Origin of the sequence: Singulisphaera photorubra, from assembly GCF_045290345.1 — a bacterium.
In the GTDB taxonomy this organism is placed as follows: domain Bacteria; phylum Planctomycetota; class Planctomycetia; order Isosphaerales; family Isosphaeraceae; genus Singulisphaera.
The window spans coordinates 8,982,486-8,997,115 of the sequence record NZ_CP155447.1 but is presented as its reverse complement, the minus strand read 5'-3'; the positions used below and the strand labels follow the sequence as shown (position 1 = coordinate 8,997,115).

Below are 14,630 nucleotides of genomic sequence, written 5' to 3'. Positions count from 1 at the left end.
GCCTTATCCCTTCTTTTCGACCCGACGTCGGCTCGGATCGTGAATCAGGTCACCCTCGTGACGCCAAAGGACGTAGTCAAAGCTCCAGCGGTAGTTCTGATTGAATTGCTTGCCGCCGACGAGCCAGGCCTGCTCGACCCCACCCGCGAAGATCGCGTCAGCCCGATCACGGTACTGCAACTCGCCTGTCCGTTTATAGAGCCAGGCAAAAGCCGGCGCGATGAGCAGGTTCAGGTCAGAAGCCGGGTCCGGTCCTCCCTCGTCCTTCACCACACGATCGAGATATTTAAACGCCCTTGCCTTGGGGACCCAGGTGTTGTTCCAGATCCACTCCGCCCCGATTCGGATGGCCTCGGGAATCCGCTTATCCCCGGTCTTCGCGTGGTAGGCGATCAGGGCCTCGGCGGTGAGGCCAAACATGAACGGCTTCACAAACGGGGCGGTCCGGGAAATGAACCACTGGTCGATGTGTCCCAGCGCATGGTCCACGAGCAAAGTCAGGCGCGGTCGATGCGGTTCGCCCACCTCCTCGGCCTTCATCAGATTGTGAATGTTGTAGGCGACCTCACGGCTTGTCGCGGCGTACCGGGTCGCGTCGACCGGCGTGAAGTCGGGGGCGAAGGCCGCGTTTTGCGACATGGCAACGAGGGCCTCGCGCGACTTCGGGTCCTTCGTCTGCCGGTAATGCATCGCGATGCCGTGCGGGAAGACCCAATACCCGGGCACTTTCCCGTGGTTCTCCATGACGTAGCGGTCGCGGTAAACGGTCATGGCATGGTCGGCGGCGACCAACCATGAGCGGTCGGCGGAGAATTCGGCAATCTGAAGAAAGACCCGCTGCGCGTCGTAGTAGGTGGCGCCGAGCAGAGGGTCGAACGGACCCTTTGGATCTTTCAAAAACGCGGCATGCGTTTTCCCGAATTTGATCATCTCGGCCCACCAGCGGGCGAGTTGCGGGATCGGCGGAAATTCCTTCGCAGGGCGGGGGGCACGCGGAAGAACCAGTGCGCCCGCCAAGCCCAGAGTTCCGTCCAGAAACGCCCTTCGATTTATTGATCCATTGAGCATGTGCGGCTCGCTTCATGAGTAATGGTCTCGGGAGGGCACCCGGTACGAGTCGAGGCTTACGTGCCTGAAAGCGTGAGCGACGCCTTCGAGCTCGCTTTCGCTGACTTTTCACATAATTCCCCATAATTATGTCTCCGATTTCACACAAAAAAACAACATTCCCTTCCACGTGTAAACCCACCGAAGCGGAATTCGCGTATCCAAGGGATCAATGGCATGTCGGTCTTGCAGACGCATTAGCCAGTGCCGATTGCCAACTGATAGTTCGCGGCAAGTTTCCTGCCTGCCTGTTCCCAGGAGTATTCTGAGGCGTGCCTGACGAGGTCGTCCTTGAGAAACGAACTCTGCCGGAGTTGCTCGAAAGCCGCGGCAAAGCTTTCCGCGTCCCGCGTCACAAGGATCCCGAGAGATTCGTGACAGATCACTTCCGGGGTGCCCCAAACTCGAGTGCCGATGACCGGGGTTCCGCAAGCAAGGGACTCGAGGAGCACATTGGCCCATCCTTCCTTACTGGAAGCGAGGCAGAGCGCGTCCGCTGCGCTATACCAAAAGGGAAGTCGCTCCGGGGGCTGCTCCCCCACCAAGAGGACTTCCTTCTCGAGTCCGTGCTTCGCGATCAGCTCGCGCAAGACCTGCGAATAATCCCCCTCTTCGCTCGCGGCTCCAATGATGACGAGCGTGGGTACGGGTCGTTGCCGTTGCTTGAGCAACGCGAGCGACTCAATCAGAATATGATGTCCCTTTCGCTCGACGAGATGACCGACGGAGACGAGGTATCGCTTAGCGAGTTCCAGCTTCAGGATCTGACAGGCAACCTCTCGGGGGATGGGCCGGAACGTTTTCATGTCAACGCCGTTTGGGATCGTCTCGGTCCTCTCCTCGGGACACCCCAAGGAAACGACGCACTGCCGCAGCGCCTCCGCGACCGACATGACGCGAGTGGCTCCACTCAACGCGTACCGGACCTGCTGACCGCGCACCGGAAATTCCGGGAGATGGTTCACATCATGTCCCCGGACCGTGATGCAGAAGGGTACTCTCCGAATCATGGCGAGAAGCCGAGCGGCCCAACCTTCGGGAAATGCCAACTGGGCATCAATCAGGTCGAATTTCGAGCCTCGGGAAGCCCACCAAATGGAAACGGCCAGGAAGACGGCGTCGAACGGCTTGAAATACCGCGGAATCGAGAGAAAGCGAGGGTACTGGACCTTCAGGCCAAAGGCCTCGGACCGGAGTGGGATGAGCTTGCGATGACGATATCGCTTGAGGCAGGTACCAAAGGGGAACCACGGTACGGGCGAGAGTATTTCCAAATCCGCATATTCGGAAGCAGCGCGGAGCCGACGCGCAACGAAGATCCCAAAGTTCGGCAAGGCCGGATTTGGGAACATGGTCGTGATCACAAGGACGCGCGGCTTCAAAGGATCCATGGCTGTTTCCTCAAGGATCTTTGCGGAGAGGCCTTCATTGCTCTCACGGGATTTCCAAAGGGTGAACCCGAGCCGCTACGACTCACCGTCCATTCATTCGAATTCCGTTCTCCAGACGGCCCGCAGAGGAGAGGCAGCCCTCCCAGATGCGGCCGAGTCTCGCGGCGAGCACATCCCAGTCATACTGTTCCAGGACGAGCCGGCGACCGGATTCGGCCATTCCTTGGGCTGTGCTGGGGTCGCGGATGCAGCCCAGAAGCGCCTCGGCCATCGCCTCGACGCGTTCCACGATCACCAGATCGCGCCCCGAAGTCAGCCGGAGGCCCTCTGCGCCCACGCGAGTCGAGACGACCGGTAGGCCGGCGGCGAGCGCTTCTAGGATCTTCAGCCGCGAGCCGCCACCGATCCGTAGCGGCACCGCCATGACCCCGCTCCGGGCCAGAAAGGGCCGAACGTCGGGGACGTTGGCATGCAGTTCCACATTGGGTAGGTCGAGGACCCGTCGCGCCAGCGACTCGGGCGGGTTGCGTCCCACCAGGTCGAGCCTGGCCGACGGCACGGCGGCCAATACTCTCGGAAAGATCACGTCGAGCAAAAGGCCGACCGCATCGAGATTCGGGCGCCACTCGAAGCTTCCCAGAAACACGATCCGTTGGCCCTCACGGTCTGGAGCGACCGACTCGAAGTAGGCCCGATCGATACCGTTATCGACCACGTCGACGCGGTCTGTGCCGAAATCCCCCCGGATCAACTCGGCATCCTCGTCGCTGACGACGACGACTCGTGTCGCCTCGGCGAACGTGCGGCGCTCGAATCGCTCGAATTTTCGCCACTGGCGGGCAATGTACCACTGCCTGTGCGGCCTGCGTTCGGTCTCGTAGTAGCGCTGCCAGATCTGGGACTCGACGTTATGGGCCATGACCACCTTGGGGACTCCAACAAGTCCCCCCATCGACTTCATGTAAGGGGTCCACTCGGCCTGCCAGAGGTCGACCGAGTTCCGGGCCGCATGGCGAGTGATTGCCCGGACCAATGCGGGACCATTGTGAGTGGCCACCGAATAGGGGACTGGCGAGGCGAGGTTGGCTGCAAGCCGCGCATAAAAGGCCGGGCCCGACTTCGGCGGAATCGCCTGATCGACGGCAATGGTTTCAACGCCATGATCTCCGAGGTACGTGGAGGCCTCTCGGTCTGCGACGGGATCGTCGCTCCGGTGATAAAGGAGCGAGATGCGGTGCGCGCGGGCCAACCGGAGCGTCAGGTTTAGCGTCCGCACCCGGTTACCGGCATTGGGCGGGTACGGCAGGTTTCCACCGACGATCGTAACGTTCATGGTCAACGGATCACCGATCGGGTCTCGGGCACCAGCGGGGTGGGCCTTGCACCTCTCCGATGCCGGGGTCAAGAAGATTTCGCGAGCGTCCGGAGGATCAAGTGGCTGGCATCAATAAAACGACGGCCAGCGACGACCTTGGCCAGCTTCTTGGTCTTCCAAGAGAGGGCCTGGGTGAGGCGGGGGACGGTCGCCCCGGCCGCGATCGCCGCGGCCACACTTGCCGGCGTGCCCCGGCGGATCGTATAGCGGCCCAGAATCTTGCAGTCGCCCACCTGGTCCGGCCGCGCCGTCGGCTCCGATGTGAAAAGGGCGCGGATTCCAACCTGGGCGGCCGCTTCGGCAACGCCTCGTGAGTAGTACCCGCCCGGGACCGATGCGATTTCGACGGGCGTGTTGAGAAGCGTGGCCAGCGTCGAGCAACTTCGCCGCCACTCTTCCCGGATCAGGTCCGGCTCAAGGGCCGACATCCGTGGTGGATGGTTCTCCGAGTGCGCGCCAATGACATGCCCCCGGTCGTGCAACTCGCGAATCTGGCCGGCATCCAGAAATCCCGGAGTGCCGATGCGTCCAGTCGTGATGAAGAAGAGGCCGCGCCAGGAGCGATCCTCCAGCGCTCCCGCTATCCGCGAGAGCGCCGTCGACCCGCCGTCATCGAACGAGAGTATCCAAGGGATTTCCCCCGTGCCGTTCACCGCGGAAGTCGGCGAGGTGACCGGCGGTCGGCGAGCGGCCGCGGCAACGGCTTCCAGATGCGCCGCGAACTCGGTACGGGAGAGCTTGTAACGGGCCGCGATCGGCCCGGCGAAGCCGCTCAGCAATTCCTCTCCCTCGTCGACCACGTCATGATAGAGCAAGGTGATGAGCATCATCCCCCCTGATTGGCTCGCGACTTCCACGCCAGGTACGAGGTCAGCCAAGGTTGGCCCCACTCGGTCGACGTCCTGCCGGAGGTGTCCAGAGTCGAGGCGCGGCCCTCGGCGATCTCGAAGAGCTTGTCGCGAAGTCGGTCGAGATTATCCAGGACCACCTTATTCTGAATAATCACATGAGAGTCGGTAATCTCGTTGAAATCGCAATGGAAGTAGCCGTAGACCGGGCCGGTATCCACCCCCCTGTCGATCCGAAGCAGGGTCATCCCGACGTGCTCCCGGTCGCCGCTCGCCAATGCCCAGAAGCAGCCGTGTGCATTGCGATACTCGGGGCAGATGCCGGGATGCATGACGAACGTCCCCTTGCTGGGGATGGTAAAGATCCGCGTGGCAAGCAGGGTTTTGCTGCGAGCAATAATCACGTCGGGGAGGCATTCGCGGATGAATTGCTCCGCTTCGGTGCTGTTCGGGCTGGACGTCTCCAACGCCCGCGTCGCGGGCGTTACTGCAGGGTAAGCGGCGTCGATTGCGGAAAGCCGCTTGGCCTCCCATCGCTGGTCTTGCCACCGGAGCCACAGGGCGTAATAAAGGCGGAAGGCAAGAACGTCGAGGAATCGGATAATACCCACGCGCCGGACTTCCCGCCGGATACGACGCCACTTTCGCCCCGCCGGCTCGTGAATCGCGACGACTCCCTCCAGGTCGGAAAACGATGCGAGCCACCGAGCCAGCGCGTCACGGCCGATCGGATCATCGGCGTGGCAGATCAGGACGGTTTTCATGGCAACTCCTGGCGATTCAAAGGAGGTCGATCGGTCGACGACTCATTTCGGAAACAAATGCCGGCACCGCCAAGGCGTCGAGTTCCCGATAACATGCGAGATCCGTCGCCATCGAGCACCGCCGCTCAGTTTCACTCTTATTGAAACAGCAAATAGGTCTCCGCCGCAACGAGCTCCTGGGCCAAGCGCTCAGGCCGTCAACCACGCCTGAAACATCAAGGCATGCCATAGGTGGGCGTCTCTGTTCCGGGCGCCCGAGAGGTGCTCCTCCCACTTTCGTCGAACAGGCAACGGATCGAGGAATCCCTCCTGACGGAGTCGTCCCTCTTCCAGCAGTCCTTCGGCCCAGCCCCGGAGGGGCCCCCGCAACCAGGCACCGACCGGGACGCTGAATCCCATCTTCGGCCGCTCAATCAGAGCGCGCGGGACGTGCCGGTCCAGGACCTGGCGGAGCAGCCACTTCCCACGTCCTTCGCGGAACTTGAGGGTTGTCGGCAAGCTCAGTGCGAGCTCAACGACCCGATGGTCCAGGAACGGCGCACGCGCCTCCAGGCTATTCCTCATGCTGGCACGATCCACCTTGGCAAGCACATCATCAGGAAGGTAGGTGAGTAAGTCCGTCAGCATAAGGCGATGAGGCACGTCACCGAGCCCCGGTCCGAACTTCCAGCCAGGCGGAGTCGGGAACGATTCGTCCGCCCCGAGCACGACGGACGAGCGGCCCTCCCAGGTCGAGCGCAAAATCCAGTGCACATCCTCCGGCTCAGTCGACCGCCCCAGGAGCGCCGCCAGCTTATGGAGCTTGTCGAATGAAGCAAATGGGCTCAGTCGACTCGCGTGACTGGAGAATCCGGGCGCGCGGGCAGACCCCAGCGCAAGCCCCGCGAGCACCTTGGAAGTTGTGCCGCGCAACGGCCTCGGCAACCGCCTCAGTTTTCTCCAGACGTTCGCCGTCCGAGGATACCAGTCGTAGCCGCCAAAAAGTTCGTCGCCGCCATCGCCCGAAAGGCTGACCGTCACGTAGTGCCTGGCCAGTTGGGAGACAAGGTAGGTTGGGATCGCGGACGAGTCGGCGAACGGTTCATCAAACATCGCCGGGAGCGAAGGGATCACCTCCCTCGCCTCATTCGCCGTGACGTACAACTCGGTGTGCTCGGTCCCGAGGTGGCGTGCGACCGCCATCGCATGGCACGCTTCGTCGTAGCCAGCCTCTTCGAAACCGATGGTGAACGTCTTCACCGGGCGCGGACTCTGCGATTGCATCAGGGCTACGATTGTCGATGAGTCGACCCCACCGGAGAGGAAGGCCCCCAGCGGGACGTCGGCAACCATCTGCAAGCCCACTGCCTCTCTCAGCAGCGTCTCAATCCGATCGATCGCCTCCACCTCGGTTCCATGGAACGGCGCGACGGCCCCGGCCTGGCTGGCGCTCCGAGCCGACCAGTAGGGCACCGGTTCAGGAACAACGGCGACGTCTCTGATCGTCACCGTCGTGGCCGGCGGAAGTTTATAGATACCCCGAAATATCGAGTAAGGGGCGGGAACATATCCAAACCTCATGTAGAGCGAGAGCGCATCGCGGTCGATTTCGCCTTGAAAACCGGGGTAAGCCCGCAGCGCTTTCAGCTCGGACCCAAATACGAGGTCCCCACCCGTCCGCCCGTAATAGAGCGGCTTCTCACCGAGCCGATCACGGGCCAGTCGTAGCGTCCGCTCGTGGCGATCCCAGAGGGCAAAGGCGAACATGCCCACGAACCGCTCGAGGGCCCGCTCTGGCCCCCACTTTTCAAAAGCGGCCAGCATGACCTCGGTGTCGGAGTGGCCTCGAAAGCAGGGGGCACCGGCCCGTTGCAACTCGCGACGCAATTCGGCGTGGTTGTAGACCTCGCCGTTGAAGGCCAGGACGTAGCGACCGCCCGCCGAAGCCATTGGCTGATGTCCCTCGGGTGTAAGGTCGACGATCGCCAGTCGGCGGAAACCAAGTGCCAGGCCCGCCTCAGCATCGACCCAGGTCCCACGGTCGTCGGGGCCGCGGTGGTGCAGCATGTCGGCCATGCCAAGTACACTTGCCGTCATCGAGTCGGCATTCAGCCCGCGGTCAAGTTTGAGGAATCCAGCAAATCCGCACATGCGTCTAGGCCCCCTGCGCTGCCAGAAACTCGGGCTGTCTCCCGCCGGCCGCGGCCCGCCGGCCGGCGATCTCGCGGTAAATCTGCTCGTACTCGGCAACCATCCGGTCCTCGGAGAACCGTTCCCAAGCCCGCGTGCGCCCGGCCCGGCCCATTCGCGTGCATAGTTCCTGATCTTCGGCCAACCGAAGCAAGTGGTCGGCCAGAGCCTCATGGTCACCGGAGGGAGCGAGGAAGCCGGTCCGCCCCTCCTCGACGACCTCGGACACGCCGCCGACGCGGGTCGCCACCACGGGCAAGCCGGCAGCCATCGCCTCAATGAGCGACAGCGGGATTCCCTCACTGAGACTGGTCAGCAGGGCCAGATCGGCTGCCCGGAGCAGCCTCGGAACATCCTGGCGACGTCCGAGCATCAGAACGTGAGGATCCAAGCCCCTGTCCCGGATGATGGCTCGAATTCGCTCGGCCTCGGGACCGTCTCCGACAATGACGAGTCGGGCATTGCGCGCGGATTGAATGCGCACGAGTTGCTCGAGCGTTCGCACGGCCGTTGCATGATCCTTGATCGCCACGAGTCGGGCAATCTGGGCGATGAGAAGGTCGCCCGGAGCAACGCCGAGCTCGCGCCGAACCACCTCACGGTCAGAAACGGCGCCCTCGTAAGGTGACAGATCGATCCCGTTGTAGATCACCTCGACCCGACCGGCAGGGAACCCCTCCTTATCGATGAGGCCCCGGCGGACCTCACTGCCTACACCGGCCACTCGATCATGTCGCCGCAAAAGCAGGCGGTTCGCGATATGATGCGTGCGGCTTGTATTGTCCGGAAACTCTCTCCCGTGTTCGGTCAGAACGATCGGTACGCGAACCCCGAACTGGCGAGCCAGGGCGGAATAGAAGAAGGGTCCGTACTGATGGGCATGAACGACGTCCACGCGTTCGCAGTGAAGCAGGTTGGTGAGACTGCGTGCGCATCGCCAGTCGATACCGGGCCGACGAGCCAGGACATGCACTTCGAAATCATCGGCACGAAGCTGTTCGCCAAGCGGCCCGAGCTCTTCCAGGCAGGCGAAGATCATCCGATATTGGCCCGATAGCCGTCGGGCGATCCGTGCCGCCAGCACTTCGGCCCCACCCAGCGTGAGGGTGAACAGGACCTGGCAGACTGTCGTTTTCGGCTTGACCATCGACGGTGACTCCCTCATTTTTCAGCTGGTCCGTTGGAGATCACCGCCCGAGAGCACCATCCCATTCACGGTGGCTGAACTGGGACACCGCTCGTCCGGCGGCACGATGGCCCGTGCTTCAACCCCAATCCCCCCTTTGCTGCACTCAACCTGGATCAATCCAAGCGACTTCAGGTATGCGTCGATCTGAGCTCGCGTTCGCCGATGCTTATAGAAATCGGTCAGGGCATCGTGCGTATCAAGTTCGTTCAAATCGTAAACAATCTTCGGGTCAACTCCTGGATATTCGTTGTAGTAGCAGATCATCGGAAAGAAGCGAGAGGCGATCCGGTCCAGCCAGTGGACTCGGCAAGTCCGCCGCCGAATCGGATCGCAAAAGGCCGTGAGTGCAGTCGTGGCGCGGAGGCCGGCCTCTGGGCCAAGTCGCTTGAAGACGTGTCGGAGCGGGTAGCCCAGGGTGAGATAATTGCTAAGAGCCAACGGCCCCGAATACCTCGTATAGTGATCGATGACCAGGAGGCCCCCCGGTGCCAGATGCTCGACAAGACTCCGGATCGCTTGCTCTGGAGAAGGAGTGTGTTGCAAGACACCGAGGCAGATGCAGACGTCGAACGAACGCTTTGGCAACGGAGAACTGTTGATGTCGGCCTGGATCAATAAGTAGGGATCCCGTCCGCCGCAGTTCTTCAGGTTGGCATCCACCGCGTCGGAAAGGTCGAGCGAAACCAGCAGGTCCCCGCGTCCCAGGAGTAGCTCGGTGAATCGGCCCGCCCCTGAGCCACACTCCAGGATCCGCTTGCCTGCAAGCGCTTCCAATGGCATCCCCAGGCATCGCTCGAGCCGTTCTCGAGAAATCGGTAGGCCCGTGTATGAGTCGAGCTGCGTCTTTTGGTAACGCCGCCATTGGAGCCCGAAGGGTTCCGCATAGTGGTCGCGATCCGTAAAACGAGGAATTCCCCCGCGGATCGGGAACGTGCACCCGCTTGGGCACTGCAAAACGCCGACCGGCCAGGGAACGCCGCGTCCCAACTCACCCTGACACTCGACGACCAGCCGCTGCTTGTGGGAAGGGCACTTCAGCCCCCGAACGAGAGATTCAAGCTTGCGCATTGCTTTAACCTTTTGCTAGATTCCCAATCACTCGTCAGGCTTGATTCTTGTGGGCAGGTCCCCAGCCGTCCGGGGGAGGGCTAAGATGCAATCCATAGCGAGAGTGGAGGCCTTCCGCGGCCAGTCCGAGTGTTCTGGCATCGTTAGCATCCAGGTATCGCGGCGTGAAGTATCGCCAATAGAGGGGGGCGATGTCCCGCGTCCAGGGACGGCCTCTCCGCCCTGCATCCAGCCGGAGGATCTCATTCAACCGAGTGGATGACCGATGGCAGGAGATGTTCTCGACGGCCCAGGCCCGAGGCTTGAAGTCCTCGTACTTTTCAAGAAACCGGTCGAGTTGGCCGGACAGATGGCGGCGATCGAACAGGACACCGGTTGCTGCGTTGATGTAAGCGCGAGAGCCGACGTGGGCCTCCCGCATCATGCCGACGGGCGTATCCGAGAAAAATGACTCGGCCACAGCCACGCAGGCCCCCTCCCGGCGAGAAAAGATGACCGAGACCCGGGCTCGGCCCAGGTAGTCGTAAACTTGCTGGATCGGCAGCACTCCAGGGAGTTCGATGTCCTGTCTGACCCCAAAGTCGCGGATCTCGTTCTTGATATTTGCGAGTGTCCGACCTTCCCAAGGCCCTCCGAGCAGCGTAACCCTGATGTCCCGGCGCATCCCGCGTAGCGCCTCAAACAGCAGCCAGTGGCGCTTATAGGCCGCGTAGTTGGCCACCATCAGGATGTCGACGTCCCGCTCCGCCCGCGGGTTCGGGTGGAATTCGTCAGGGTCAAGCCAGTCGCACGCCATGAGCGGGATCGGTGTGAACGCAGGGGCCAGTAATTCGTAGGTGGGGGCGTCGGCCCGGTTGGAAATCCCCACGTAGATTGGGTCGTTTGAGAGACCGACGAGCCGAGCGAAATCGTGAAGTTGCGGCGGCGACCAGGAAGAGAGAATCACCAGGTCATAATCCTCGAACAATCGGGTGCTTCTCCCCGCTCGCTCAAGGTCCGTCCATCCCGACTCCATCCCCAAGAGCAGGACGCCTTTCTCACCGTTCGGCCCGGGTTCCTTCAACAACAGTGCCGAGGCGATCGAGGACGCGGAACGGGAATCGACGACATCCGAAGCTTGAGGACGGCTGGCGACGCATGGGGCGAGCGCCGAGTGGATCCATCGACGCATTGTCGGTCGCCTGGTTAAACGCGCCGCACTATAGAGATCATTGCAATGATCCAGAGTGCCGGCCCGCCAGCGGCCCTTCAACTTGACCCCGTAGGCCGCGAGTCGGAGGATCGCCAAGAATTCCCTCGCAGCCTGCGAGGCCCGGCATCGATCTTTCAGTCGGATCACCTGACGTGCGGTAAAACAACGAAAGATCCCGGATACCGGGCCCCAGTTGCGACTGACCCGGACCGACTGCACAGGTTCGGATGCACGGGCAGGAGTCGGCGATTTCTCGGCCAAGCTTGATGCGACCATTGGTAACCTTCGCTCTGTTGTCGCAAGGTGTGGAGATCGACCAGGTCCTGAATACCCCAGGTGTTCGCCCGTTTCAGGACCCAGTAAGCGTCGATCTATTCGTGGATTGGTCACGCGAATCGCGAAACCAGTTGGTCCGAATCCGAGTGACAGGGTTCTGTTGTCTGAACCGGCGACATCGTGGCCTCCGGCTCCTGTTCCCGCGGGTCGCGGAGCGAGGCGAGCTTCCTGGCCGGATTGCCCGCGACAAGGGTGTAGGGCGGAATCTCGCCCCGCACCACCGATCCGGCCGAGACGACGCTCCCCTCGCCAATGGTCGTGCCAGGTAGGATCAGGCTATCCATTCCGATCCAGACGTTGTCGGCGATGGTAATCGGCCTCACCTTGTCGGCAGGTGCAGGTAGCCCGGCAAGCCGTCCGGCGGGATCGGTCGGATGTCCGCTGGCGTCGAGCATCTTGACGCCCACGGCGATCAGGCAGTGCCGACCGATCGTGATCCGCCGTCCGATCGTGAACGAGCAACCGTGACTGATCACCGTGTCGTCTCCCGCCTCCAGGGTCGGATCGGGAGCGTATCGAGCCGCGAAGGTCAGGCTACACTTCCCATCGACCAGGACGCGGTCTCCCAGGAGGATCCGCCCTTTGCCCTGGATCCAGTGGATGTACGTCCCGGTGCGGACGCCCTGGCCGTATCGCGTGCAGTAGGTCTTGAAGAGTGGTTCGCACACCAAGACGCGTTTCGCAACGTAATAGATCGCCCGAAGGGCCAGGTAGGTCCAGAGAATCGGCATAAAAACATACCGAGGCGCCGGCACGGAGAAGTTCTGCACGTTCCGATAGAGCCGCTTCAGAATGCGGGCGGCCGGGTGCTGAGAGTGCGCCAGTCGATAGCGAAAGCTCATGATTAGCAGTTCTCCTCGACGGTTTCCCTCATGAAGGCCCCCAGCCTCAAGAGCGCAAGATCGGACCGATTCCGATACCGCCGCGATTGAGGATTGGCCGGTTGACGCTCTGAAGTCGCGGGACAAAACCAAATCTCAGGATTCGACTTTCAGCGCAATGCAGCGGGTCGGGTCGACGACTGGAGTCGGAGTTCCAGGATCGCGATTGCCAGGCCGGGTCGATGGATCCAGCCCGAGATGAAAACTTGCGGCACGAGCCAGGACAACCGCCAGAAACTTCAGCCGGGCGAGGGGATGGAGGTGGGTCATGTTCACGCCAGGATACGGAAAAGGCCAGAGCAGGAACGATCGAGCGATCCTTGAAACGGCCATCCCGTAGGTTTGGCTATCCCGATACCCGTAGGCGAGGTTGATGGAGATATTGGCGAGCGCCTTTCGTTTCAATAAAGACGACCGACTGAGTGCACCGGGCTCCTCGAACACCTTGTCGATCATCCTTAACGTGTTCAACTCCATGCGTGCCGTTGAATCGTGCATGTTGGTTCCGTGGATCCGGTAGAGCCAGAGAGGAACATCCAGCATGGCGACAGGAAACCGGCTCGCGATCCTGATCCACATATCCAGGTCTTCAGCCGATCGCAAACTTTCATCGAACATGCCGATTTCCTGGAAACACCACTTCCGCGCGACAACCGCACAGGCGCCAAATCGCGAACCAACGACCAGTTCGTCGAAGCTGACGGGACGGGCCACGATGGGTTGTGAGCCATCGACTCTTGGCCAATCGAACCGTCCGATGTCGCCTCCACCGATCACACGATGACTGGCGGCCAACAGCGCGAGTTCCGGGTGACCCATGAGGTAACGAACCTGCGTTGCCAACTTCTCCGGGTGCCACAAGTCGTCGGCATCGAGGAATGCGACAAATTCGCCCCGCGCGGCCCGGATACCGCTGTTTCGAGCCGCCGAGAGACCACGGTTCTCCTGGTAGAGATACCGAATCCGCCCTTCGTAAGGTGCCAGCCGCTTCCGTGTTTCGTCCGTGCTGCCATCGTCAACGACAATCACCTCCTGGTGGGGGTACGATTGCGCGAGCGCGCTTTCGACCGCGGCCGTGACGTAGCGCTCGTAGTTGTAGGCGGGGATGACGGTCGAAATCAGTGGATTCGGCATTGTTTGGTCCCTAATGCCGTCTCATAAAGCTCGACGGATTGCCGTGCCATGCGATCGACATTGAAGATAGATTCAACCCTACGGCGGCCGGCATCGCCGAGCCGGTGGCGTAAATCCTTGTTATGCAGAAGCGTGATCATGGCTTGCGCAAGTTGGGATGGATGGCCCGCCTCGACGAGCAAGCCGGTCTTTTCATGTTCGACGATCTCGGGGATTCCGCCGGCCGTCGTGCCAATTACGGCCGTCCCCCAGCGCATTGCTTCCAAGAAAATGAGCCCGAACGACTCGTATAAGGACGGTGCAACGAGCAGGTCCGCTTCTTGAAGTTGAGAATCGACCTCGTCATCGGAGAGCCGGCCCGCGAGTGAGATCCGGCGGCGAACTTCCGCGGGAAATTCATCTTCCAGGTACTGGGCATGAGTACGCCCCCCGGGACAGTGCGGCCGGTCCGAGCCGATCAAAATAAAGCGAGCCTCGGGCACCTCCCGTAACACATCGGGTATGGCATTCAGGAGGTCAATGGTCCCTTTCCGTTTCTCCATCCTCCCGAGATAAACCACTCTCAATTCATTGTCAGAGCGAAGGATCCGCCGGAACGCCGGATATACCTCGATGCCATGGGGAACGACGTGGATCCGGTCTTCATTGACGCCAAGTTCTTCGGCCATCCTCGATCGATGGGCCAGCGAGTGAGTCACGAGCGTATCGGCCGCACGGTTCAACCAACGCTCGCGCCTGATATCCCAAGCGACCAGCCGACTTGAATCCTCTCCGTCGATGAGGCTGCACTCCAGCGCAGAAGTGTGAAGACGAACGACCATCGGTGCCGGGCGTCCCACGCCATAAGCCAGCCCAAGCCCTCCCCAGTTCGGGAACTCGACGACCTCGACTTCGTGACGAATCACGATTTGCCTCATGACCGCCGCGATTCGACAACACGCGCCCACGCCAGGGATCAGGCGATCGAGTACTGGGAAATAGCTGGCCGGGGCAAGGTGAATGGTGACCGGGCCGTCGCGAACCAGCTCGCGAACCGTTCCGGGGGTGAGTACATGCGGCTCGTGGCCGAGCGAAGCCAGGGCTCTCGCCAGGTGCCGCGTGTAAGTCCCAATCCCACCCTCGCCGCTGACTCCCGGGTAATTCGGGGTGTACAGGCAAATTTTCAACGGCGCCACA

General features: G+C 61.7%; 12 protein-coding genes. All 12 read right to left on the bottom strand.

Features of this window, described 5'->3' with window-relative positions; translation table 11 throughout:
* Positions 1-3: 3 nt before the first annotated feature.
* A complete protein-coding gene (locus V5E97_RS33625; RefSeq protein ID WP_406695907.1) occupies positions 4-1,017 on the bottom strand; it encodes a hypothetical protein in 1,014 nt (337 codons plus the stop codon).
* Positions 1,018-1,304: 287 nt separating this feature from the next.
* On the bottom strand, positions 1,305-2,498 hold the full coding sequence (locus V5E97_RS33620) for a glycosyltransferase (protein ID WP_406695906.1): 1,194 nt from the start codon (positions 2,496-2,498) through the stop codon (positions 1,305-1,307).
* Between the two features lie 82 nt (positions 2,499-2,580).
* Positions 2,581-3,831, bottom strand: a complete 1,251-nt coding sequence (locus tag V5E97_RS33615; RefSeq protein WP_406695905.1) for a glycosyltransferase family 4 protein — start codon at positions 3,829-3,831, stop codon at positions 2,581-2,583.
* Positions 3,832-3,899: 68 nt separating this feature from the next.
* On the bottom strand, positions 3,900-4,751 hold the full coding sequence (locus tag V5E97_RS33610) for a polysaccharide deacetylase family protein (RefSeq protein WP_406695904.1): 852 nt from the start codon (positions 4,749-4,751) through the stop codon (positions 3,900-3,902).
* Complete coding sequence (locus tag V5E97_RS33605) at positions 4,700-5,485, bottom strand: formyltransferase family protein (protein ID WP_406695903.1); 786 nt, start codon at positions 5,483-5,485, stop codon at positions 4,700-4,702. Before V5E97_RS33605 ends, V5E97_RS33610 begins: the two co-directional genes overlap by 52 nt.
* 189 nt (positions 5,486-5,674) lie before the next feature.
* Positions 5,675-7,615, bottom strand: a complete 1,941-nt coding sequence (asnB, locus tag V5E97_RS33600) for an asparagine synthase (glutamine-hydrolyzing) (protein ID WP_406695902.1) — start codon at positions 7,613-7,615, stop codon at positions 5,675-5,677.
* 4 nt (positions 7,616-7,619) lie between these two features.
* Positions 7,620-8,801 (bottom strand): glycosyltransferase, encoded by a 1,182-nt coding sequence (locus V5E97_RS33595; RefSeq protein ID WP_406695901.1) that lies wholly within the window; start codon positions 8,799-8,801, stop codon positions 7,620-7,622.
* A 21-nt stretch (positions 8,802-8,822) separates the two neighbouring features.
* Positions 8,823-9,911 carry a class I SAM-dependent methyltransferase gene (locus tag V5E97_RS33590; RefSeq protein ID WP_406695900.1) on the bottom strand — a complete coding sequence of 363 codons (1,089 nt, stop codon included), beginning with the start codon at positions 9,909-9,911 and terminating at the stop codon, positions 8,823-8,825.
* Between the two features lie 34 nt (positions 9,912-9,945).
* Positions 9,946-11,082 (bottom strand): glycosyltransferase, encoded by a 1,137-nt coding sequence (locus V5E97_RS33585; protein WP_406695899.1) that lies wholly within the window; start codon positions 11,080-11,082, stop codon positions 9,946-9,948.
* A 407-nt stretch (positions 11,083-11,489) separates the two neighbouring features.
* Positions 11,490-12,281: an acyltransferase gene (locus tag V5E97_RS33580; RefSeq protein ID WP_406695898.1), complete on the bottom strand. Its 792-nt coding sequence runs from the start codon at positions 12,279-12,281 to the stop codon at positions 11,490-11,492.
* A gap of 135 nt (positions 12,282-12,416) precedes the next feature.
* Positions 12,417-13,454, bottom strand: a complete 1,038-nt coding sequence (locus tag V5E97_RS33575) for a glycosyltransferase family 2 protein (protein ID WP_406695897.1) — start codon at positions 13,452-13,454, stop codon at positions 12,417-12,419.
* Positions 13,439-14,629, bottom strand: coding sequence for a glycosyltransferase family 4 protein (locus tag V5E97_RS33570; protein WP_406701258.1), 1,191 nt, complete (start codon positions 14,627-14,629; stop codon positions 13,439-13,441). Before V5E97_RS33570 ends, V5E97_RS33575 begins: the two co-directional genes overlap by 16 nt.
* Position 14,630 lies beyond the last annotated feature (1 nt).